This window comes from Embleya sp. NBC_00896 (assembly GCF_045207785.1).
In the GTDB taxonomy this organism is placed as follows: domain Bacteria; phylum Actinomycetota; class Actinomycetes; order Streptomycetales; family Streptomycetaceae; genus Embleya.
In genome coordinates this window covers 3,421,624-3,442,640 of sequence record NZ_CP108776.1, presented here as the reverse complement: position 1 = coordinate 3,442,640, position 21,017 = coordinate 3,421,624, and the positions used below count along the sequence as shown (strand labels likewise).

Annotated in this window: 18 protein-coding genes and 1 tRNA gene; 9 read left to right on the top strand and 10 right to left on the bottom strand. The window is 72.6% G+C overall.

Features of this window, described 5'->3' with window-relative positions; translation table 11 throughout:
• The first annotated feature begins 78 nt into the window (after window positions 1-78).
• From OG928_RS15595 to OG928_RS15585, 3 genes are all read left to right on the top strand, one after another.
• Window positions 79-828 (top strand): nuclear transport factor 2 family protein, encoded by a 750-nt coding sequence (locus tag OG928_RS15595; RefSeq protein WP_406284073.1) that lies wholly within the window; start codon window positions 79-81, stop codon window positions 826-828.
• A 13-nt stretch (window positions 829-841) separates the two neighbouring features.
• On the top strand, window positions 842-1,351 hold the full coding sequence (locus OG928_RS15590; RefSeq protein ID WP_406284072.1) for a nuclear transport factor 2 family protein: 510 nt from the start codon (window positions 842-844) through the stop codon (window positions 1,349-1,351).
• Between the two features lie 70 nt (window positions 1,352-1,421).
• Entirely contained in the window at window positions 1,422-1,712 is a 291-nt protein-coding gene (locus OG928_RS15585) for a hypothetical protein (protein WP_406284070.1), read from the top strand.
• An 85-nt stretch (window positions 1,713-1,797) separates the two neighbouring features.
• On the opposite strand, the gene OG928_RS15580 is transcribed toward OG928_RS15585, so the two are convergent.
• Window positions 1,798-2,001, bottom strand: coding sequence for a hypothetical protein (locus OG928_RS15580; protein WP_406284068.1), 204 nt, complete (start codon window positions 1,999-2,001; stop codon window positions 1,798-1,800).
• A 135-nt stretch (window positions 2,002-2,136) separates the two neighbouring features.
• Here OG928_RS15580 and OG928_RS15575 point away from each other — a divergent pair, with 135 nt between their 5' ends.
• Window positions 2,137-3,765, top strand: coding sequence for an MFS transporter (locus OG928_RS15575; RefSeq protein WP_406284066.1), 1,629 nt, complete (start codon window positions 2,137-2,139; stop codon window positions 3,763-3,765).
• A 381-nt stretch (window positions 3,766-4,146) separates the two neighbouring features.
• Here OG928_RS15575 and OG928_RS15570 read toward each other — a convergent pair whose 3' ends face one another.
• The 6 genes from OG928_RS15570 to OG928_RS15545 all read right to left on the bottom strand — a co-directional run bounded on the left by OG928_RS15570 (window position 4,147) and on the right by OG928_RS15545 (window position 12,386).
• A complete protein-coding gene (locus OG928_RS15570) occupies window positions 4,147-4,635 on the bottom strand; it encodes a YcxB family protein (RefSeq protein ID WP_406284064.1) in 489 nt (162 codons plus the stop codon).
• A gap of 115 nt (window positions 4,636-4,750) precedes the next feature.
• Window positions 4,751-6,433, bottom strand: a complete 1,683-nt coding sequence (locus OG928_RS15565) for a PrsW family intramembrane metalloprotease (RefSeq protein WP_406284062.1) — start codon at window positions 6,431-6,433, stop codon at window positions 4,751-4,753.
• Window positions 6,434-6,571: 138 nt separating this feature from the next.
• Entirely contained in the window at window positions 6,572-7,300 is a 729-nt protein-coding gene (gene trmB / locus OG928_RS15560) for a tRNA (guanosine(46)-N7)-methyltransferase TrmB (RefSeq protein WP_406284059.1), read from the bottom strand.
• 12 nt (window positions 7,301-7,312) lie between these two features.
• The gene (locus OG928_RS15555; RefSeq protein ID WP_406284057.1) at window positions 7,313-9,493 is read right to left on the bottom strand and encodes an FGLLP motif-containing membrane protein; all 2,181 of its coding nucleotides are present in this window, start codon (window positions 9,491-9,493) and stop codon (window positions 7,313-7,315) included.
• A gap of 45 nt (window positions 9,494-9,538) precedes the next feature.
• Window positions 9,539-10,756: an L-2-hydroxyglutarate oxidase gene (lhgO, locus tag OG928_RS15550; RefSeq protein WP_406284055.1), complete on the bottom strand. Its 1,218-nt coding sequence runs from the start codon at window positions 10,754-10,756 to the stop codon at window positions 9,539-9,541.
• A gap of 163 nt (window positions 10,757-10,919) precedes the next feature.
• Window positions 10,920-12,386 (bottom strand): cytochrome P450, encoded by a 1,467-nt coding sequence (locus OG928_RS15545; RefSeq protein WP_406284053.1) that lies wholly within the window; start codon window positions 12,384-12,386, stop codon window positions 10,920-10,922.
• A 293-nt stretch (window positions 12,387-12,679) separates the two neighbouring features.
• Between OG928_RS15545 and OG928_RS15540 the strand changes: the two genes are divergently transcribed.
• Window positions 12,680-12,753, top strand: a tRNA-Met gene (locus OG928_RS15540).
• Window positions 12,754-12,911: 158 nt separating this feature from the next.
• Here the strand turns inward: OG928_RS15540 and OG928_RS15535 are convergent.
• Window positions 12,912-14,480, bottom strand: coding sequence for an MFS transporter (locus OG928_RS15535; RefSeq protein WP_406284051.1), 1,569 nt, complete (start codon window positions 14,478-14,480; stop codon window positions 12,912-12,914).
• A 517-nt stretch (window positions 14,481-14,997) separates the two neighbouring features.
• Here OG928_RS15535 and OG928_RS15530 point away from each other — a divergent pair.
• Entirely contained in the window at window positions 14,998-16,929 is a 1,932-nt protein-coding gene (locus OG928_RS15530) for an albusnodin/ikarugamycin family macrolactam cyclase (RefSeq protein WP_406284049.1), read from the top strand.
• A gap of 116 nt (window positions 16,930-17,045) precedes the next feature.
• Here the strand turns inward: OG928_RS15530 and OG928_RS15525 are convergent, their stop codons facing one another.
• Window positions 17,046-17,240: a hypothetical protein gene (locus OG928_RS15525; RefSeq protein WP_406284047.1), complete on the bottom strand. Its 195-nt coding sequence runs from the start codon at window positions 17,238-17,240 to the stop codon at window positions 17,046-17,048.
• 146 nt (window positions 17,241-17,386) lie between these two features.
• On the opposite strand from OG928_RS15525, the gene OG928_RS15520 reads away from it, so the two are divergent.
• The 3 genes from OG928_RS15520 to OG928_RS15510 all read left to right on the top strand — a co-directional run bounded on the left by OG928_RS15520 (window position 17,387) and on the right by OG928_RS15510 (window position 20,155).
• Window positions 17,387-18,532, top strand: a complete 1,146-nt coding sequence (locus OG928_RS15520) for an acyl-CoA dehydrogenase family protein (protein ID WP_406284045.1) — start codon at window positions 17,387-17,389, stop codon at window positions 18,530-18,532.
• Window positions 18,533-18,546: 14 nt separating this feature from the next.
• A complete protein-coding gene (locus OG928_RS15515) occupies window positions 18,547-19,587 on the top strand; it encodes a phosphotransferase family protein (RefSeq protein WP_406284044.1) in 1,041 nt (346 codons plus the stop codon).
• Window positions 19,588-19,702: 115 nt separating this feature from the next.
• Window positions 19,703-20,155 carry a universal stress protein gene (locus OG928_RS15510; RefSeq protein WP_406284042.1) on the top strand — a complete coding sequence of 151 codons (453 nt, stop codon included), beginning with the start codon at window positions 19,703-19,705 and terminating at the stop codon, window positions 20,153-20,155.
• A gap of 41 nt (window positions 20,156-20,196) precedes the next feature.
• On the opposite strand, the gene OG928_RS15505 is transcribed toward OG928_RS15510, so the two are convergent.
• The gene (locus OG928_RS15505; protein WP_406284040.1) at window positions 20,197-20,940 is read right to left on the bottom strand and encodes a TetR/AcrR family transcriptional regulator; all 744 of its coding nucleotides are present in this window, start codon (window positions 20,938-20,940) and stop codon (window positions 20,197-20,199) included.
• Window positions 20,941-21,017: the final 77 nt, after the last annotated feature.

The window sequence follows — 21,017 nt, the reverse complement described above, 5'->3', positions numbered from 1 at the left end:
CACGCGCACCGGAGGTGGCAGACAGCGCCCGGATCTCTCCGTGCGCCCCCGCTCGCCGGGACAACGCGGGGAGGCACGGTGGGCGGCAGTCGGGACGAGGTGGTGGCGGCACTCGCGCGGGCGGCCCGGGGCGGGGGCGGCGACGGGGAGGCGTGCGCGGGACGTTTCACCGAGTGGACGATGATCGACGGCGATCTGGTGTGCCGCTACGTGTGGCACAACCTGCCGGACCCGACCGGCGGCACCGCCCGGTACACGCTGCCCGGAACGGAGATCCTGCGCCGGGTCGGCGACGGCGACCGCTTCGAGACGGTGGGCGAATTTCGCAACGGCGACGACGCCGACGCGATGACCGCGCGCTGGCACGCGGCGGGCGGCGACGCGGCGGTCGCGGCCGGGCCCGAGCTGCGCGGCATCATCGGCTGGGCGCCCGAACCGCTGCCGGGCGCGGCCCCGCGCGAGGAGATCGAGCGCGCCTTCGGCGACTTCGCGTCCCGGCTCGCCGAGGCGGCGGCCGGCGGCGAGTGGGCGCCGGTCGCGGCGGTCTTCACCGACGAGGTGCGGGTGCGCGACCACGTGAGCGGGTTCGTGGAGGGCCGGCACGCGCTGAGCGCGTGGATCCAGGACGGCGTCAAGCGTTCGCCCTTCAAGCGCTACGACGTCCGGCTGCGGATCGTCGACGGCAACCGCGTCTCGACCGTGCTGCGGGCCGAGGGGCCGACCGGCGGCCTGGACGTCAACCTGGTGCTGCACTACGCCCGCGAGGGCCGCTGGTCGTACGTGGAGGTCGTGTACAACCCGCAGGAGGTCCGCCGCCTGGGCACCTGACAGGGTGTCGGACATGGACGACGTACAACGCCTGTTGGCCTATGAGCAGATCCGCCAACTCGCCGCGCGGTACGCGCTGGCCCTGGACAGCCGGGCCCTGGACGCGCTGTGCGGGTTGTTCGTGCCGGACGTGCGGGTCACCCGCGAGCTGACCGGACGCGCGGCGCTGCGCGAGTCGTTCGCGGCGCAGCTGGCCCCGCTCGGGGTGACGATCCTCAACGTCGGCACGCATGTGATCGACCTGGTCGACGCGGATCACGCGACGGGACACGTGTACTGCAAGGGCGAGATCCAGGAGGGGTCGCGCTGGCTGCACCAGGCGATCCTGTACCGCGACGGGTACGAACGGCGGGACGGCACGTGGTACTTCGCCCGCCGCCGACACGACCTCTGGTACGGCGCGAACGTCGGCGCGAACCCCGCGGGGCTGCCGCCGGCCAACTGGCCGGAACGCTCGTACGGCACCGGGACGGTCCCGGCCATCTGGGACACGTGGCGGGAGTTCCATCGATCCCGGGACTGAACGGGTTCTTCCGGCGCACGACGGGGCAGGCGAGGAACATCCTGGAACTCGGTGGCAGGAAGGGTCGGCCATGGCGCACGACAGGCTTCCCGACGGCGCGCGAAACGCGGCGGCTCGTACCGGTGTACTCCTGGCGCTGACGCTTGTCGCGGCGATGGTGGCGTTGCTCGGCGTCTGGGCGCACACCTGGTTCTGGGTGTGGGCGATGCTGTTCGTGGGCCTGGGCATGCTCGGGATGGCGTGGAGCGCGTTGGAGATCCTGATCGCGCTCCAGGTGGCCGACGAGCAGCGGGATCGCGACCGGGGGGTCTACCAGGTCCGCCCCATCGAGATGCGTCCCCGGCGGCGCACTCCCCGCTGACCCCGACGGGCGCGGCCCCGGGTGGGGTGCCGCGCCCGTCGTCGTGCGTGCGGTCGTGCGTGCGTGCGGTCGTGCGTGCGTGCGGTCAGGGAACGATGCGTTCCACCGCGGCCGCGCCGAGTTCGGCCAGCCGGCGGCGGGCCGCTTCGATGTTCTCCTCGGTCAGGTCCTTGCCCTCGGCGAGCACCAGGTCCTCGGGGTCCACGGGTGTCTCGGCGCCGCTGCGCAGGTCCATCCGCGGCCGGTCGCCCTCGGGAAGCTTGTCCACGGGAATCCGCTCGTCACTCATGTCGCCGTCCTCGGTTCGCGTCGTCGCCGGCCCCCGCACGCCACACGAGTACCCGCTGCGGGGTGAGCGCACTCGGGAAGGACTTTTATACAAGCGTCATAGACAAGCGTCTTAGACGCTTGTACTGTTCCCGTCATGACCTCCACCGCAGCCAAGGCCGGCCGTAGGGAATGGATCGGCCTCACGGTCCTCCTCATCCCGCTTCTGCTCGTGTCCATGGACATGGGCGTGCTGTACTTCGCGCTTCCGTTCATCAGCAAGGAGCTCGAGCCCACGGCTCCGCAGCAGCTGTGGATGATGGACATCTACGGCTTCCTGCTCGCCGGGCTGCTGATCACGATGGGCGCGCTCGGCGACCGGATCGGGCGGCGGAGGCTGCTGCTGATCGGCGCGGCGGCCTTCGGGGTGGCCTCGGTGGTCGCGGCCTTCTCCAACAGCGCCGAGATGCTGATCGCGAGCCGGGCGCTGCTCGGTGTGGCCGGTGCGACGCTGATGCCCTCGACGCTGGCGCTGGTCCGGAACATGTTCCACGACCCCGCGCAGCGGCGGACCGCGATCGGGATCTGGACCGCGGCGCTGACCGCGGGCGCCACCCTCGGGCCGGTGGCCGGCGGGCTGCTGCTCAACCACTTCTGGTGGGGTTCGGCGTTCCTGCTCAACGTGCCCGCGATGGTGCTGCTGCTCGTGGTCGGCCCGTTCCTGCTTCCCGAGTTCAAGCACGCCGCGGCCGGTCGGATCGACCTGATCAGCGCCGCGCTCTCGCTCGCGGCGGTGCTCGCGGTGATCTACGGGATCAAGGAGATCGCGGCCGAGGGCCTCGCGCCGCTGTACGCGATCGCCATCGTCCTCGGGGTGGCCGCCGGGTACCTCTTCGTCCGCCGCCAGCGCACGCTCGCCGACCCGCTGATCGACCTCGAACTGTTCCGGATCCGGGCCTACAGCGCGTCGATCGCGGTCAACGTCATCGCGATGATCGCGATGATGGGCTCGGCGATGTTCAACACCCAGTACATGCAGCTCGTGCTCGGGATGCGCCCGCTCGAGGCGGCGCTGTGGTCGCTCACCGTCATGCCCGGCATCATGGTCGCGCTCACCGTGTCCGGCCTGCTGGCCAAGACGGTCCGGCCCGGATACCTGATCGGTGGCGGTCTGCTGCTCTCGGTGGGCGGGTTCGCGGTGATGAGCCAGGCTCGGCCCGACTCGCCGCTCGTGGTGGTCCTGGTCGGCGCGGGCCTGGTGGCCGCCGGCGTGCTGATCGCCACCACGCTGACCGCCGAGATGATCCTGAGCTCCGCACCGGCGGAGCGGGCCGGGTCGGCGAGCGCGACCTCGGAGACCGGCAGCGAGCTGGGCGGGGCGCTCGGCATCGCGATCCTGGGCAGCGTCGCCGACGCGGTGTACGGCCGGGACATGAAGGACGCGACGTTCGACGGGGTGCCGGCCGACGCGCTGCACGCGGCGAACGACACGCTGGCGGCCGCGAGCGCCACCGCCGACCACGTGTCGGGTGGGGCGGGCGAGCACCTCCTGGACACCGCGCGGGACGCGTTCACGCACGGCATGCAGTACGCCACGATCGGCGGCGCGGTCATCCTGACCCTGGCCGCGCTCGCCGCGACCTACCTGCTGCGCGGAGTGCCGGTCCCGGAGCAGGCCGTCGAGGGCGACGACGCGGCGGGCGCGGTGGGCGTGGCGAAGGCCGCGGACCCGGTGGCGGGCGAGGGAGAGAGCGACGCGATGCCGATGCCGGTGACCGCCGACTGACGATCGGGTGGGGGCGGAGGAGGCACGAGGAGGCGACCCCGGGAGGGGTCGCCCTTCGTGCGTACGGGGTGCGGATCAAGGCCCTCGCCGTGGCGCCGGCGGCGGTCGGACGGCCTGCGGGTGGTGCCCGGTCGGCCCCGGCTGGTCCCCGGAGCGTGCACAGGGGAGCTGTGGAGAAACCGATCGGTGGTGATTCGGGGGAGTCCGCGGGTGAATGTGGGGAATGCCGATCGGGTGAAAGCCGACAGTGGGTACCAGATTGGATAAACCCGCCCGTTCGGGTCGAATCCACAATGTTTCCCGCTATTTCGAGCGCTGCTGTTACGCCGAAAGCCTTTACCCACAGGTTTTCCACAGGATGTGGATCTTCCTTGTGGAAGATCAGCGTGCTGCCCGGCTCCGGCTGTGGATAAACGTCTCCAGTTCGAGGTTCTCGGCATCCGAAAAGACCCGCCGCGGAATCGTCATGGCCTGGGTGGGACCGAACTCGAAGATCCACTGGGCGTCCACGCGGCGGATCTTGCGGAACGTGTCCCACGGGGTCTCGCTGCGGCTGCCGCCGAGAGTGGTCACGAAAGTCTCGTCGGTCAGCGTGACCTCGCACGGCACGCCGTGCATGTGCTTGTTCTGCCGCGCGGCCTGGATCGGGGCCCAGAACCGCAGCGCGAGCATCGCCAGGCCGAAGCCCACGAAGGCCAGCGGCCACAGCACCGTCGTCCCGGACAGCAGGGCCGTCGCCACGAGCACGACGCCCACCACCGAGAGCACCGTTCCGGCACCGAGCAGACCCCGGAAGAGGCCGCGGCGGAACGCGATCACGCCCTCCGCGATGTCGGCCTCGGTGGGGACGTAGGTGGTCGAGATATGCACTCGGACATGGTCGCACGCGGAGCGGACCGGACCGGCTACGGCTCCCGGCCCGCCCGGACCGGCGGATCCGCCGGACCTTCCCGACCCTCTCGGCCGCCCGGATCGCCCGGATCGCTCAGGTCTCGTCGGGGGTCTCGGGCTCCGGCGGGGGCGGCTGCGGGCCGCTGCCGGGCTTCGCGTACCAGGCCGGCGGGCCCAGTGGAGCCGGTGGGCCGCCCTGCGCGGGAACCGTGCCGGTGGGCTGCGCCGGCGGACCCCATGGGGCGGGCTGCTGCGCGGGCACCTCGGCCCGCTGCCCGTTGGCGGCGTGGCGCGGCGGTCCCCACGGCGGCGGCGGGCCCTGCGGCGGCCCGGCGCCCCAGGCCTGCTGCGCCGGCGGCGCCCACCCCGGCGGAGCCCAGCCGGGCGGCGGTCCCCATCCCGGCGGCGGTCCCCACCCGGGCGGCGGCGGCCCGGCCGGTGCCATGCCGGGCGGCGCCCAACCCCGCGGTGCCCCGAACGGCACCATCCCCGGCGGCGCCCACCCGGGCGGCGGTTGGATGTACCGCCACCGCGGCGACGGCATCGTGTGGTCGATGACCTGCGTGAGGGCCGGCTTCACGGCCCAGAGCCGGTCGAGCAGCTCCCGCTCCTGCTCCGAGTAGCCCGGCGGCGGACCCTTGCGCGACGCGGTGGCGCGCCTGCGCAACTCGGCGAGCATCGTGGCGTCCGCCTGATAGGCGCGCAGCCAGGCGACGCCCTCCGGGCCGAGCGTGGTCTTCGCCGTGCGCAGCGCGCGCGAGCGGTCGGACATCGACGACAGCAGCAGCGGCTCGTGCGGCCGGAACCAGCCCGCCGCGACGTAGCCCGGCAGTTCGTCCTCGACGGCGCGCAACTGGTCGCGCCGCACGATCACCGCGTACCAGATGATCGCGCCCAGGATCGGCATCATCACCAGGAAGTACACGCCGAGGAAGGCCAGGCCCTGGGTGGCCGAGCCGTTCCACGCCGCGTGCAGCCCGACCGCGCACAGGTAGCCGCCGAGCGGGAGCAGGACCCGCGCCTGCGGGGACCGGGCCAGCAGGGACAGCCCGAAGCCGAGGCCGATCATCGACGTGAACAGCGGGTGCGCGAAGGGCGACATGATGCCGCGCGCGATGAACGTGCCCCACGTCGTCCCCAGGCCGTCACCGCTGTCCTCGCTCGCGGCGAACTCGCGCCCGAAGTACAGGATGTTCTCGGTGAACGCGAACCCCGCGGCGCTGATGGCCGCCGGGATCAGCCCGTCCAGCACGCCGCGGAAGCGCGACCGGATCGTCACGAACAGCAGCAGGACCGCGAGCCCCTTGACGCACTCCTCGACCACGGGCGCGACCAGGGTCAGTCCGAGCAGCTGGGCGTCTTCCTCGCCCTTGAGATCCATGAGCTTGTCGAACGACCAACTGTTGGCGAGCAGCGCCACCAGCGCGCCCGCGCACGAGCCCCACGCGAACGCGAACAGCAGGCTCTTCCACGGCAGCGGCCGGACCCGGCCCAGCCAGACGATCGCGCTGACCACGAGCGGCGCCGGCACCAGCGCGAGCAGCGCGCCGACCAGCAGCCCCTCGGCGCCGATCGTGTCGCCGAGCATGAACGCGATGGTGACCCCGCACCCGAGCAGCGCGACCGCGAGCACGGTTATTCGCGCGGTCTGGTTCGTCGCGAGGGCCCGCAGCTGCGACCGCTCGGCGGGCCCGGGTTGGTACATGGCGAACTCGTAGGCGGCCTCGTCCGGAGGGACGGGACCGGCCGGAGCCTCGGGTCCTCGCTGAGCGTCCATATGTGGTGACGATAACGCCGCGCGGTATCGCGGCGCCCCCCTCTCGGTCGGCTGTGACGCGGTCGGTATCGAGTCCCTACCCCATCACGACAGGACATGTGGATCGGATCGGATCGGATCGGATGGGACGCGATCGGATCAGCGGCGGCGAAAGATCAGATCCGCGACCTCGTGACCCTTGTCCAGCCCCTGCTGCTCGAACCGGGTGACCGGTCGCCACGCCGGCCGCGGCGCGTAGCCGTCGGTGGTGTTCACCAGCTCGGGTTCGCCGGACAGCACCTCCAGCATCCATTCCGCGTAGTGCTCCCAGTCGGTCGCGCAGTGCAGCGTCCCGCCGGGGACCAGTCGCGACGCGGCGAGCGCGGCGAAGGTGGGCTGGATCAACCGCCGCTTGTGGTGCCGGGTCTTGGGCCATGGGTCGGAGAAGAAGACCCGGATCCCGGCCAGGCACGCCGGCGGCAGCATGTCCCGGAGCAGCTCGACCGCGTCCCCGTTGGCGACCCTGACGTTCGTCAGGCCCCGGTTCTCGACGTCGTGCAGCAGGCTGCCCTGGCCCGGCGTGTGCACGTCGATCGCGAGCACGTTGACGGTCGGATCGGCCGCGGCCATCACCGCCGTGGTCTCGCCCATGCCGAACCCGACCTCGAGCACGACCGGCCGGTCGTCGCCGAACAGCTCGCCGAGGTCGATCGTGCGGTCCGCGACATCGAACCCCCACCGCTCCCACAGCCGGTCGAGCGCGTCGCGCTGGGCGAGCGTGATCCGGCCCCGTCGGGGCGTGAAGCTGCGCACGGTGGCCGGGTGGCGCACCGGCTCGCCGTTCGTCGAGGCGCCGGAAAGGGTGGAGGCACCGGGGAAAGGGGACATGGGACAAGGATTTTACGGCCGGACCTCCGGGCGGCCGATCGTCGGGGGAACCCCGGGCATGGCCGGCGGTGGAATCGGCAGCGCCCGGGGATCGGGCCCGCCCGGCGGTCTCTCCGCCCCCGGCGGACCGGTCGGTGGCCCCGGACGCAGCCGGAACACCGCCCAGAACGCCACCGAGAGCACCAGGAACGTGCCGAACAGCCACACCGCGCGTACCCACATCTCCCGGGTCGCGCCGGTCGTGACGCCGGTGGGGTCGAGCAGCGTGAGCATGAACAGGAACAGTGCGACGGCGTACACCGCCGCCCATCCCCACCTGCTCCACTTCCACAGCAGGTGCCCGTCCAGGAACCGGATCGGCAGCAGCCCGAAGACCAGCCCCACGACCGCGGCGATGTAGGTCTGGGTGAGCACGTTCTCGACCAGGATCCAACCGAAGGCCGGCGCGGCGTCGCCGTCCAGGATGTGCTCGACCGGGATCCGCCACACCCACGCGACCGCGCCCAGACCCGCGAGCGCCCACGCGCCGAGCGCGGTCGCCCTGCCCTCCTCGCGATCGGGGAGCCGGCGCAGCCCGGCGTGCGTGAAGGCCAGGAACAGCCCGTACACGTAGCCCGGGACCAGGTGCGCCGAGCGCGAGACCACCCCGAGCGCGAGCGCGACCACGAGCGCCCCGGGGACCAGGTGCGGGAAGGCCCGGACCCGCGAGACGCGCCGGCGATACGACTCGGCCAGGCCCGCGTAGGCCAGCACCGTGAGCGGGATCGCGATCAGCAGCGACGCGGCGAGGGCGTACGTGGACGCGTCGAGCGCGATGTTCGGCTCGACCGCGACCGTGCACAGCGCGGACAACAGGAAGAAGGCCGCCACTTGCAGCCTCGGCGCCCGCGGCAGCGAGCGCGGGCGGGCCGAGCCGGGGCGCAGCCGGCGCCGGATCCGCAGCCGGTTCTCCTCGACGGTCTTGTTGAACAGCTCGGCCGCGAAGCCCACCAACGGCAGCGCGAGCACGGTGCCGGTGCCGGCGACGGTGAGCGGTGCCGGGTGGTCGAGCAGGTCGCCGGGGGAGGGCAGGTCGACCGCCGACTCGGCGCGGTCGGCCGCGGGTGCGGGGCGCCGCGCGACGCCGTCCGCCGGTCGCGGCCCGGGCGCGACCGTGAGGGCCAGCCGCACGCTGCCGTCGAAGCGTTCGGTTCCGCACGCGGCGGTCAGTTCGGTACGCCCCTCGCCCAACCCGTCCGGCACGATCAGGTCGGCGTCCACCCGGCCGTCCCGCGCGACCGGCAGCCGGGCCACGACGCGATCGCCCTGCCGGACCGCCAGTTCGGCGGGCGCGCCGTCGATCGGGTCGGCGCATCCGGTGAAGCCGGAGCCGGTCACCCGGACCCGGGAGCCGACGGTGGCCCGCTCGGTCGAGAGCACGAGCGTGGCGGGCGGGACGGTGAAGTCGGCGGCGAACACGGCGGGGCCGTCGACCATGTCCGGGTCGGTGACGTCGCCGCACGAGACCGAGATCTTCAGCGGGCCGCGGACCGGGGTCTGCGGGATCCGCAGGAAGACCGGACGGGCCGTCGCGTTGTTCGACGCGCTGATCGCGTGCACGAAGCTGTCACCGAAGTACAGGCCGGCATCGTTCGCCGCGTTGGAGCTGCCGCACTTGATGTCCGTCCACACGGTCACCACGGTGCCGGGGGGCGCGGAGGTCGGGCGGACCACGATGCGCCTGCTCGCGAGCTCGCTCGGCACAGTGCCCGGGTCCGGGTCGTCGCGCGGCGTGTCGATGTTCGTCTCGAAGTCGAACGGGACGCTCGCCATGCGCTTTTTCCAGAAATCGGCGCGGTCCGTCGTGCAACGGCTCTCGAAGCGCTGGCTCGCGCTCAGGCCGTCGGCGCCCAATCGGTAGCGGATCGTGAAGCGGTACCCGTTCGCCGCGTTCACCGGCACGTCCGTGCCGATCAGCTCGGGGAACTCGCCCATGCTCCCCCCGGAGGAGAAGACCGCGCTGACGTCGACCCGGCCGCTCGGGCACCCCGTGTGTCCGGTGCCCACGATCGTGACGACGTCGCCCGCATTGAGCTTGCCGCCCGGGGAGAACGTCAGCTTCGCCGCAGGCGTCGGCGCGGCCCGCGCCGTGCCGCCGCACAGCGCCAGGGCGAATAACAGCATGGCGGCCACGGCCACCCGTTTCGCACTCACGACGTCTCCCCCGAGTCGATCGCAGGAACATGATGCTTCCTCGGCTCACCGCCGGGAGAGCGAACCCAGTCGTTCGGCGACCCGACGCGCGATCTCGTCCCCGATCGGCAGCGCCGCGGTCGCGGCCGGCGACGGCGCGTTCAGGACGTGCACGGTCCGCTCGCCGCCGGTGATCAGGAAGTCGTCCACCAGGTCGCCGTTCGGCCGCACCGCCTGGGCGCGCACCCCCGCCGGAGCCCGGACCAGGTCGGCCGCGGTGACCTCGGGCAGCATCCGCTGCACCGCGCGCACCATCGCCGGCTTCGCCACCGAGCGCAGCATCTCGCCCGCGCCGTAGCGCCAGTGCCGGCGCGCGACCCGCCACATGCCCCGGTACGCGAGCGTCGCGGCCAACTCGCGCGGCGCGATCCGCGCCCACGAGTAGCCCTCGCGGCGCAGGGCCAGGACCGCGTTGGGGCCCACGTGCACGTCGCCGTGGATGCCGCGGGTCAGGTGCACGCCCAGGAACGGGAAGGCCGGGTCGGGCACGGGGTACACGAGCCCTTCGACCAGACCGCGCCGCGAGGGGACCAGCTCGTGGTACTCGCCTCGGAAGGGCACGATCCGCACCGGCGGCGGATCGCCCGCCATCGCCGCGATTCGGTCGCTGTACAGCCCCGCGCAGTTGACCAGGACCCGCCCGCGCAGTTCGCCCAGGCGGGTCTGCACCACCACCTCGTCGGGGTGCACGGCCAGGTCCACGACGCCCGCGCCGGTGCGCAACGAGACGCCGCGATCGTGCAGCAGCGCGACCAGGGTCCGGCACACGTCCGTGTAGTCGACGACGCCCGTGGAGGCCACGTGCAGGCCGCCGATCGACAGCACGTGCGGCTCCCGCTCGCGGACCTGATCGGTCGTCAACTCGGTGACCGCCACGCCGTTCGCGAGCCCGCGCGCGTACAGCTCACGCAGCCGCGGGAGTTCGTGCTCGCTCGTGGCGACCACGATCTTGCCGGTCACGTCGTGCGCGATGCCGTGCCGCGCGCAGAAGTCCACCATGCGCCGCGCGCCCTCGACGGCGAACCGCGCCTTCAGGCTGCCCGGCTTGTAGTAGAGGCCCGAGTGGATCACGCCCGAGTTGCGGCCCGTCTGGTGGACCGCCCACGAGGTCTCCTTCTCGACCACGGCGACGGTCAGTCCGGGATCGCGCTCCGTGAGGGCGTACGCGGTCGCCAGGCCGACGATCCCGCCACCGATCACCACCACGTCGTAGGACAACGTCATGCGCACCTCCGTGCTTCGACCCTAGAGGGTCACCGGCGGGCGCTCACGGTGTTCCCGGTGACCCGGTGACCCGGTGACCCGGTGCCGCGCCCGGCGCTCTCGCGGACCCGGTGTGCGGGCTGTCCCGGGCTCGGAGGGCCGGAGGGTCGGGACGTCGTGGCGGTCACCGGCCGCGCAGCCACCTCGCCGGGGACCACCACGCGGGCGGCCCGGTCGGCGGCGTGGGGGCGGGAGCCGGTGGCGGGGACGCCGCAGGCGTGGAGGGCGTGGAAGGCGCGGTGTCCGCGGTCGGTGGGGCGGGCGTGTCCGGCTCGGTCGGTGGGGTGGGCGGATCCGGTGGGGTGGGCGGGTCCGGCGGGGTGGGCCTTGATTCCGGGCGGGTAGAGGCCGCCGGCCACGGCATGCCGCCGTGGGTCGGCCGGTCCGGCGTGAAGGTGACGGGCAGCGCGGTCAGGCCGCGGGCCCACGGGGACGGATGCCACACGAGGGCGTCCGGGGGGATCGCGAGCCGGAGGTCGGGCAGTCGGTCGAGCAGCGTGTCGACGGCGGTCTGCGCGATCAGCCGCGCGTGGTCCTGGGCCGGGCACATGTGCGGCCCGCTGCCCCAGGCCAGATGCGCCCGGTTGCCGGCCAGTTCGGTGTCGGCCGTGCGGACTGCGGGGTCGGCGCCCGCGCCCGCGATGCCCAGGATCAGGAAGTCGCCCGCGCGGATCCGGGTTTCGCCGAGCACGGTGTCCTCGGTGGCCCAGCGGCCCACCACGTTCTGCGTGGGCGGATCCAGCCACAGCACTTCGTCCAGGGCCTCGTCGGCGGTCCGCCGGCCGCCCGCGACGGAGGCGTGCAGGCCGTGATCCGTCAACAGGAAGCGCAGCGTGTTGCCGATCCAGTTCGCCGTGGGCTGGTGCCCGGCGGCCATGAACACCACCAGGTCGTCGAGGATCTCGGCGTCGGTCGGCGCGGCCGGGTGGGCGATCAGCCACGACGGGATGTCCCCGCCCGGCACGGCGTGCTTGGCCGCGACCAGATCGGTCATCGTGCGCTCGAAGAACGCCTGGTGCGCGGGCGCCTCCGGGCCGCCGTCGAGCAGACCGTCGATCGCCTCGACCAGGGGCGGGCCGCTCGGGCCGGGGAGCCCGACCATCCGGCCGAGGGCGAGGATCGGCAGACGCCGCGCGTACTCGGTGATCAGGTCGGCCGTACCGCGGGTGACGAAGGTGTCGATCAGCGAGTCGGCCATCTGCTCGATCTCGCCGCGCAGGGCCCGGCGGTCGATCCGACCGAGGGCGGCCGAGATCGCGGCGTTGCGGCGCCGGTGCTCGGGGCCGTCGGTGGACAGGAGCGAGGGCCGGTATTCGACCATCGGCAGCATCGGCCAGTCGGCGGGCAGGCGCCCCTCGATCAGGTCGCGCCACAGTCGGGAATCGCGCGAGAAGAGGCCGGGATCGCGGACCACACGCAGGAGTTCGTGATAGCCGAGGACCAGCCAGGCCGGCACGTCACCGTCGAGTCGGATCGGCGCGACCGCCCCGTGCCGCGCGCGCAGCTCCGCGTACAGCCCGGCCGGGTCGGTCTCGAAGCGCGGCCCGGCCAACGTCGCGAAGGGGCAACCGGATCGCTCGGACTTCGTCATGCCAGGACACATCCCGCTCCGCCGCTGCCGCGGCCGTCGCCGGCGCACATCGACCCGCCCTCGTAGGCGACCCGCCCCCCACGGCCCGGAACCATACCGTGCTTCGGCGCGCCCGCGAGGGGTCGACGCCGGACATGAACCACCCTGTTGGGAAAGGGAGTTGACGGCCCGTCGGAGTCGCCGGCGAGGGGGCAGGGAAGTCCGTCCGCCGGCCTCCGTGGATCGGCTCCGATCCGAGGTCGCCGTAATTGGTCGTGGGCGCGTTCGGGATGCCGTACAGTTGTGTTCACCGACGCGGGGTGGAGCAGCTCGGTAGCTCGCTGGGCTCATAACCCAGAGGTCGCAGGTTCAAATCCTGTCCCCGCTACTTGTATCGCAGGCCCGACATTCACATGTCGGGCCTGTGGTGTTTCCGGGCCTCTTCGGGCTTCTCCCAGCCTCTTCGGGCCTCTCCCGGGTGTTCCCCGGAGCCCGCGGGAGCCTCTTCGGGCCTCTTCGGGCGCTTGTGGGCGTTTCCCGGCGGACCTAGATGTATTCACCCGTGATGCCACCGACCAGGCGGGCGCGCTCGGTGAAGTCCTTGACCGCGCGGACGTCGGTGTACGGCTTCAGACCGACCATCAGGTCGTTGAGGTAGGCCGCGTTGCGTGACGAGTGCACCCGGTCGGCGATCTCCAGAGCCTGCCGGCCGGTCGCGCACGCCGCCTCGATCTCGCCGGCCCGCAGCTCGGCCTGCGCGCCCACCGCCAGGCGCAGGCCGTGCGAGCGCTGGTACGCCTCGCCGCGCAGGCCCGCGAGCGCCTGCGCGGTGAAGTAGCGCGTGCGCTCGGGCACGCCGAGGTCGCGGTAGCACTCCGCGCCGTCCGCGCACAGCCGGTCCCAGGTGAAGAAGTCGATCCACTCGGGGTCGGGGTCGCCGGGGCGGGACCGCTCCAGGTGTGCCTCGGCCGCGTTGAGCGCCCGCCCGCATCCGGCCGCGTCGCCGGCCCGGGCCTGCGCGCGGGCCTCGACCAGGTGCAGGAAGCCGGTCACCCGGGCGGTCGCGATGCCCTTGTTGCGCTCGATCGCGGCCTGCGCGAGGTCGACCGCCATGTCGGGGTTGCCGCGATAGGTCGCCTGGAGGCTCATCGTCGCGAGCACGTAGCCGCCGAGCGGCACGTCGGCCGCCGCGCGGGCCAGCCGCAGGGCCTGGATGTAGTAGCGCTGCGCGACCTCGTGCTGCCCGGTGTCGAAGGCCATCCACCCGGCCAGGCGTGACAGTTCGGCCGTCGCGCCGAAGAGCCGGCGGCCCACGTCGTCGTGGTAGCTGCCGCGCAGGAGCGGGGTCGCGTCGCAGCGCAGACACTCGGGCACCATCGACGCGCGCCAGTCGCCGCCGCCGTACTTGCTGTCCCAGCGGCGGGCCTCCTCGGCCGCCTCGCGCAGTTTGGTCACGTCGCTGTGTCCGACGTGCGGACCGGACCCGCGATGCTCGGCGCGGGCGTCCGCCGGGGTGATCAACCAACGGGCCATCGGGGTGCCGTACGCGGTGACCGCGAACGTCCCGGCGAGCAACTCGCGTCGATTCACGTGGTCGTGCCTCCACAGGTCGGTGGCGGTGCGAACTGCCTCCCCGACGTCGCGCGGGAAGGCCAGGCCGAGATCGGGATCCACCGGCCGACTGTCGTCGAGGCCGATCTCCTCCAGCGGCACCGGGCGGCCGAGGCGCTCCGCGAGCACGGCCGCGATCAGGTGCGGCACGGGGCCCTGCGGAGTCATACCCTTGCCGACCCAGCGGGCCACGGAGGTCTTGTCGTAGCGGAGGGACAGGCCGCGCCGGGCGCCGAGGTCGTTGACGCGGCGCGCGAGGCCGGCGTTGCTGACGCCGGCGACGCCGAGAAGGTCGCCGAGCCGGCCGTTGGGGCCGCGCTCGCGGGGGGTCCGCCGGCCGGCGTCGGCGGGTTGTTCGGGGCTCCCGGGGTCGGGGTGCTCGGACCGCGGGTGCGCGTGGTCCCGATGCGGGTGGTCCGCGGTCGCGTGGCCTCGGGTCGGGTGGTTCGGGGTCGCGTGGATCGGAGCCGTGTGGGTTCGGAGCGCGTGGTTCGGGGTCGTCACCGCGACGCCGGCCGGGGAATCGCCGAAGGAGTCGTCGGACCCGGACCCGACGCCTCCGACCTCTGCTCCCGGATCCGGGGCCTCCCGGCCCGCGTGATCGGGGCTCGAACGCCCCGACCGATCCTGCTTGGGACTGCCGCGCATAGTTTGCCCCCAAAGGCAACCCTCCGTCCGACTCAGCGTAACCGGCGCCGGGACCCTCGGTAAGGGAGATATTCGCCAATCGGGGGTGGTCTGCGACGCGATCTTGTCGGTGTCGCGGGACCGCTTCGATCGCGGGGCAACGGTTGGCCAAGCCATCGCCAAGGGCCGGTCGCAATCATTGACAAGACGTACTTGACGGCGCGTCAGTACACAGGCACGGTCAAAAGACACCATGCGCCGGTCGCGTGTCCCCGTGCGCCGTCGAATGCGCTCTACTCAGGCTTGCCTAACCTTGGTTCCATGGAAACGTCGGAGGACGTACGGCCGACATCCATGGTGGTTGTACGAGGGCCGTTACCCGAAGGGGGTCGAGATGCGCTGGTTCGCAGGGACGTCCGAGAGCCGGAGCGTGGCCCGGCCGACCGGTGCCAGGACGCTGTGGGATGGCCCCGATCCGCTGTGGCTGGTGGGGGATTGGCCCGCCGACGAGGTCCGGGTGGTCAGCCGCGGCGGGATGCGGATGGCGGTCCTGGGCGTGTGCGGCGCTACCGACGCCGAGCTGGAGGTCGGGCTCGCGGTCGCGCGCGGCGGTGCGTTGCGGCACCTGACCGGGTGGGCGGGCAGCTACCACGTCGTGCTGCGCACGGGTTCGCGCACCGTGGTGCTCGGCGATCTGGCCGGAGTGCGCCAGGTGTTCCACGCGGAGCCGGCCGACGGCGTGGTCTACGCCTCGCACGCGCTGCCGCTCGCCGACCTGACCCGGGCCGGGCTCGACACCGAGGCGTTCGCGGCCCGGCTCGCGTGCCCCGACGTGCCCGAACTGGTCGCGGGGCGCTCGATGTTCGCGGGCGTGAGCCGGCTCGAACCGGGGCACGCGCTCGAACTCGCGCACGGCGTCGCCCGGGTGCGGCTGTACGAACAGCACCGCGCGCCCCTCGACTTCCCGGCCGCGGCCGACGCGCTGGGGCGGGCGCTGACCGCCGCGGTGGGTCGGCGCGTGGCCGGATCCAAGCGGCCCGGCGCGGACCTGTCCGGTGGACGGGACTCGGCGGTGCTCGCGCTGCTCGGCGCCCGCTCGGTCTCGATGGCCAAGACGCGCGACCTGATCGCGGTCACGTGGGCCGAGCCGTGTGCCCCGGGCGACCCGGAGTCCGCGGCCGGCATCGTGGCCCGCTCCGCGCGGATGCGGCACATCGTGGTTCCCGGCGGCGTCGACCACCTGCCGTACACGGGCCTCGAAGACGTGCTGAACGGCACGATGATGCCCGACGAGCCCGGATTCTCGTTGATCGGGATGGCCCGAACCACCCGCACCCTCCAGGCCGTTCGAGACGCCGGCATCGACATGCACGTCACCGGCTACGGCGGCGACGCCGTGCTCGGCACCCCGCTCGCCTACCTCGCCGACCTGGCGATGGACCGCCGTCGGCTGACCGCCGCCCGGCACGCCCGCACCTGGGCGCGCAACCTCGGGATGGGTGCCTACGACCTCGCGGCGGCCGCCAACCGGGTCGCCCGCACGACGTTCCCCCAGGCGCTCGACCAGCTCGCCGAGGCACTCGTGGGGGCCGGCCGGGTGGACCCGGGCCCGGCCGCCTCGATCGCGTGGTGCACCGTGGCCCCCGCGGCGGTCTGGACGACGCCGGACATGCGCCGCCGACTCGCAGTGTCGCTGCGCCGCCTCGCGGGCGAGTCGGTGGTCTCCGCCGGATCCGTAGTCGCCGCGGACCCGGCGGTTCATGGTCGTCCGGGGGACCGCGCCGCATGGGTCGCGGTCCGCCGGGCGGCGGAACGCCAACGCGCCTACCAGCAGCTGGCCGAACGCACCGGAGTGCGGGTCCAGGCGCCCTATCTGGACACCGCCGTGGTGCGCGCCGGGCTCTCCCTGCCGGCGTGGGCGCGGGACCGGGACGACGGGCCGCGGGCGCTGCTGACGGCGGCCGTGCAGGGGCTGATTCCCGGGCACACGCTCGGTGCGGTGCATCGGGCCGACTACACCGAGGCTGAGCGGCGCGGGCTGCGGCTCAACGCCGGCACGCTGCGCGAGCTGTTCGCCGATCCGCTGCTTGCCGAGCTGGGCGTGCTTGATCCGGCCGAACTGCGCCGTTCGCTCGATCACGCGATCGGGGCGGCACCGAGCCTCGCGAAGGGGGCGCCGATCGCGCAGTCGCCGGTGGCGCTTGGTCCGATTGCCGATGTGGTCTCGGCCGAGCTGTGGCTGCGTGGTGTGTGGGAGGGGCGGGTCATGCGTTGGGACGCGACGCCGAGTTCCGCACCCGGCGTACGGATTGCGGCGGTCGCCTGAGCCTCGGTGGCCTCAAGCGCCGGCCGGGCTGTTTGGCCTCAAGCGCCGGCCGGGCTGGGTGGCCTCATGCGCCGGCCGGGCTGTTTGGCCTCAAGCGCCGGCCGGGCTACTTGGCCTCAAACGCCGGCCGGGCTATTTGTAGCGGCGTCGACCGACCTGGGGTCGATCGTCGCGAGTAGGTTCGCGAGCAGGCCGGTTGTGGAGGCGCCGGTCGCGCCGCGTAGGAACGCGACCTGGTTGGCGTGGCACGCGCGGATCGCGGTGCGCAGCGCCGTGTCGCGTCGTTCGTGGGCATGTGAGTAATAGACCACTCATACCTGCGCGCCGGTCAACCCTTGATCCGGTTGCCGGCCCCACCTAGCATGCGAGCACGCGCGTACCTACCGACCGGTAGGAATGTCCGATTCGGCGTGCTCTGCCGCGCCCCATCCGCAGACCCACCGCAGGGGGACCACACATGAGGGACCGGCACCTCGAACCCGAGCACATCGCCTTTCGGGACTCCGTCCGCGAGTTCTTCCAGCGCGAGGTCGTCCCGTTCCACGACCAGTGGGAGAAGGACGGCATCGTCGACCGCTCGGTCTGGATCAAGGCCGGCAAGCAGGGCCTCCTGGGCATCGACGTCGACGAGCGCTACGGCGGCGGCGGGGTTTCCGACTTCCGCTACTTCGCCACGCTGTCCGAGGAGCTGATCCGGGTCGCCGCGTCGGGTGTGGGCTTCGGCCTGCACAACGAGGTGGTCGCGCCGTACCTCAACGACCTCGCGACCGACGAGCAGAAGGAGCGCTGGCTGCCCGGCTTCTGTACCGGGGAGATCATCACCGCGATCGCGATGACCGAGCCCGGCGCGGGCAGCGACCTCCAGGGCGTACGCACGACCGCGATCCGCGACGGCGACCACTACGTGCTCAACGGCGCGAAGACGTTCATCACCAACGGCATCAACGCCGACCTGGTGATCGTGGTCGCCAAGACCGACCCCGCGGCCAAGGGCAGCAAGGGGATCAGCCTGATCGTGGTCGAGCGTGGGATGGCCGGGTTCGAGCGCGGGCGCAACCTCGACAAGATCGGGATGAAGGCGCAGGACACCGCCGAGCTGTTCTTCGCCGACGTGCGAGTGCCGGTGGGCAACCTGCTCGGCGAGGAGAACCGCGGCTTCTACCACCTGATGAACAACCTGCCGCAGGAGCGCCTGGGCATCGCGTGCGGGGCGGTCGCGGGCGCCGAGACGGTCTTCGCGCAGACGCTCGAATACGTCAAGACGCGCACCGCGTTCGGCCGCACGATCGGCTCGTTCCAGAACACCAGGTTCGAACTCGCCGAGATGGACACCGAGTTGGACATCGCACGGACCTATGTTGACGACTGCATCATGAAGCACATCGCGGGCGAACTGGACGCGGTCGCGGCGTCGAAGGCCAAGTGGTGGACCACCGACCTGCAGAAGCGGGTCGTGGACCGCTGCCTGCAACTGCACGGCGGCTACGGCTACATGCTCGAATACCCGGTCGCCAAGGCGTTCGTCGACACGCGCGTGCAATCGATCTACGGGGGGACGAACGAGATCATGAAGGAAATCATCGGCCGTTCCCTCGGCATCTGAAGCGGAGTCCGAACATGACGGAGAGTCCCATGGCAGCGGCGCTGCGGCCCGAAGCGATCACCGCGTGGCTGGCCGAGCGGGTGGGCGTGAGTCCGCCGCTGGGCTTCGAACTCGTGCTCGGCGGGCGGTCCAACCTCACCTACATCGTCTCGGACGCCGATGCCCGCCGCTGGGTGCTGCGCCGACCGCCGCTGGGGCACGTGCTCGCGACCGCGCACGACATGGGCCGCGAGCACCGGATCCTGGCCGCGCTCGGGTCGGGGCGCACCGACGTGCCGGTGCCGCCGGTGGTCGGGTTCTGTCCGGACGACGAGGTCAACGGGGCGCCGTTCTTCGTGATGGACTTCGTCGACGGCCACGTCGTCCGCACCGCCGAGGACGCGGGCAAGCTGCTCACCCCGGCCGCCCGACGACGGGCCGGGGAGCAACTTGCCGACGTGCTCGCGGCGATCCACGCGGTGGACGTGGACGCGGTCGGTCTGGGCGAGCTCGGCCGGCGCGAGGACTACATCGGACGGCAGCTGCGCCGCTGGCATCGCCAGTGGGAGGCCACCCGGGTGCCCGGGATCGAGGTGATCGACGAGGTGCACGACGCGCTCGCGGCCTCGATCCCGGTCCAGCAGGGCGCCACGATCGTGCACGGCGACTTCCGCCTGGACAACGTCATCCTGGGCCCGGACGGAACCGTGCTCGCCGTCCTGGACTGGGAACTGTGCACCCTCGGCGACCCGCTCGCCGACGTCGGCACCACGCTCATGTACTGGGTCGAGCGCGGTGAGGACGGCGGCCTGCTGCCCGCCGACGGCACCGCGAGCGAGGACTTCATCGACCGCGCCGCGTTCGCCGCGCGGTACGCGGCGGCGACCGGCCGCGACCTGTCGCAGATCCGCTGGTACCAGGCGTTCGCGTGCTGGCGGCTCGCGTGCATCCTGGCCGGTGTGCTCCACCGGTTCACCGCCGGCGCGATGGGCGACCAGGACACCGGCGGTCGCTTCACCGGCGCGGGACTGCTGGCCCTGGGCGAGCGCGCGAAGGACATCCTGGAGCAGGCATAGCGCGTGTCCGGGGCACGGCCGGCCGCCGTCCGGGTGGCGTTCGCGCCGAGAGGTGAGTGCGTGCCGCCCGGGTGGTAAAGGGCCCTCCACATCCGGTATCGGTGAAGGAGGGCCCATGGCCGACGATGAGCCGAAGGGCGTCGTGGTCGGCGTGGACGGGTCCGATCCGGCCCGGCGGGCCCTGGACTGGGCGATGACCGAGGCCGAGTTGCGCGAGCTTCCGCTCTACGTGGTGACCGCACAGCCCGCGACCCCGGGATACGCCGTGCTCACGCCCGGCCCGCACTACCAGGAGGACCTGGAGCGAAACCTCGCCGACCTGCGGATCCGGGCCGAGACGATCGTCGCCGAGGTGAGTGGCGGACGCGAGCGCCCGTTCGCGGGCCACGCCGTCGTCCAGGTGTATTCGGGCACCGCGACCGAGGTGTTGCTCGGCATGTCCGAGCGGCACGAGCTGGTGGTGGTCGGCTCCCGCGGCTCCGGCGGCTTCTCGCGCCTGTTGCTCGGCTCGGTCAGCACCGCGATCGTGCACCACGCGGCGTGCCCGGTGCTGGTCGTCCGCGGCTGACCGACGCCCGAACGCGCCGGCCGGGTCGGCTCGGGAACGGGTCAGCTCAGGAAGAGGGAGTCCAGCTCGTCCTGGGTGAACGGCTTTCCGGGCAGCGGGGACGAGTGGCCCGCGTGCAGGCCGTCGAGCAGGATCTCCAGATACCGGCCGGCGATCGTCAACCGCTGCGGATGCGGGAGGCCGGAAGGTGGCAGCAGGCACGACATCATCAGCGAGATGTCGGCGTCGGAGACGTCGGCGCGCAGCAGGCCGCCGGCCTTCGCCCGCTCGACCAACGTGTTGACGGCTTCGTTGAGTTCGGCGCGCGAGGAACTCATCTCCTCGGTGACCGGGACCCGGCCGCTCAGCGCGGGGAACAGGCGTCCCGCACCCGAGCCGACCGCGCGGCGTAAGTACCTCGCGAGCGCGGACCAGGCGTCGGGCTCCTCGTCGAGGGCGTTGATCGCCTCGGCCGTCAACCGGTTGGTCTCGGCGATCATGATCCGCTGGACGAGCGCCTCCTTGCCGGTGAAGCGGCGGTAGATGGTGCCCACCCCCACTCCGGCCCTGCGGGCTATCTCCTCCATCGGAGCGTCGTAGCCCAGCTCGCCGAACACCTCGCGGGCCGCGCGCAGGACCTGCTCCAGGTTGCGTCGGGCGTCGGTGCGCAGTTGTGGCGACGGCTCGGCCGGCCTGCTCCGTTGCGGCCTGCGAGCCGGTGGAATCGTGCTCGTGTGCCGGCTCCCGACGCCGTCTACGCCGGTGTCCTGAGTCTTCGTGGTGCGCGTACGTGAAGCGCCGCTCATAGCGTCTCCCCCGAAAGGCAAGTGTGTCGTTCCCCCACCAGACCCCGCTTTGCCCAGGCCGTCGAGACTACCCGAAC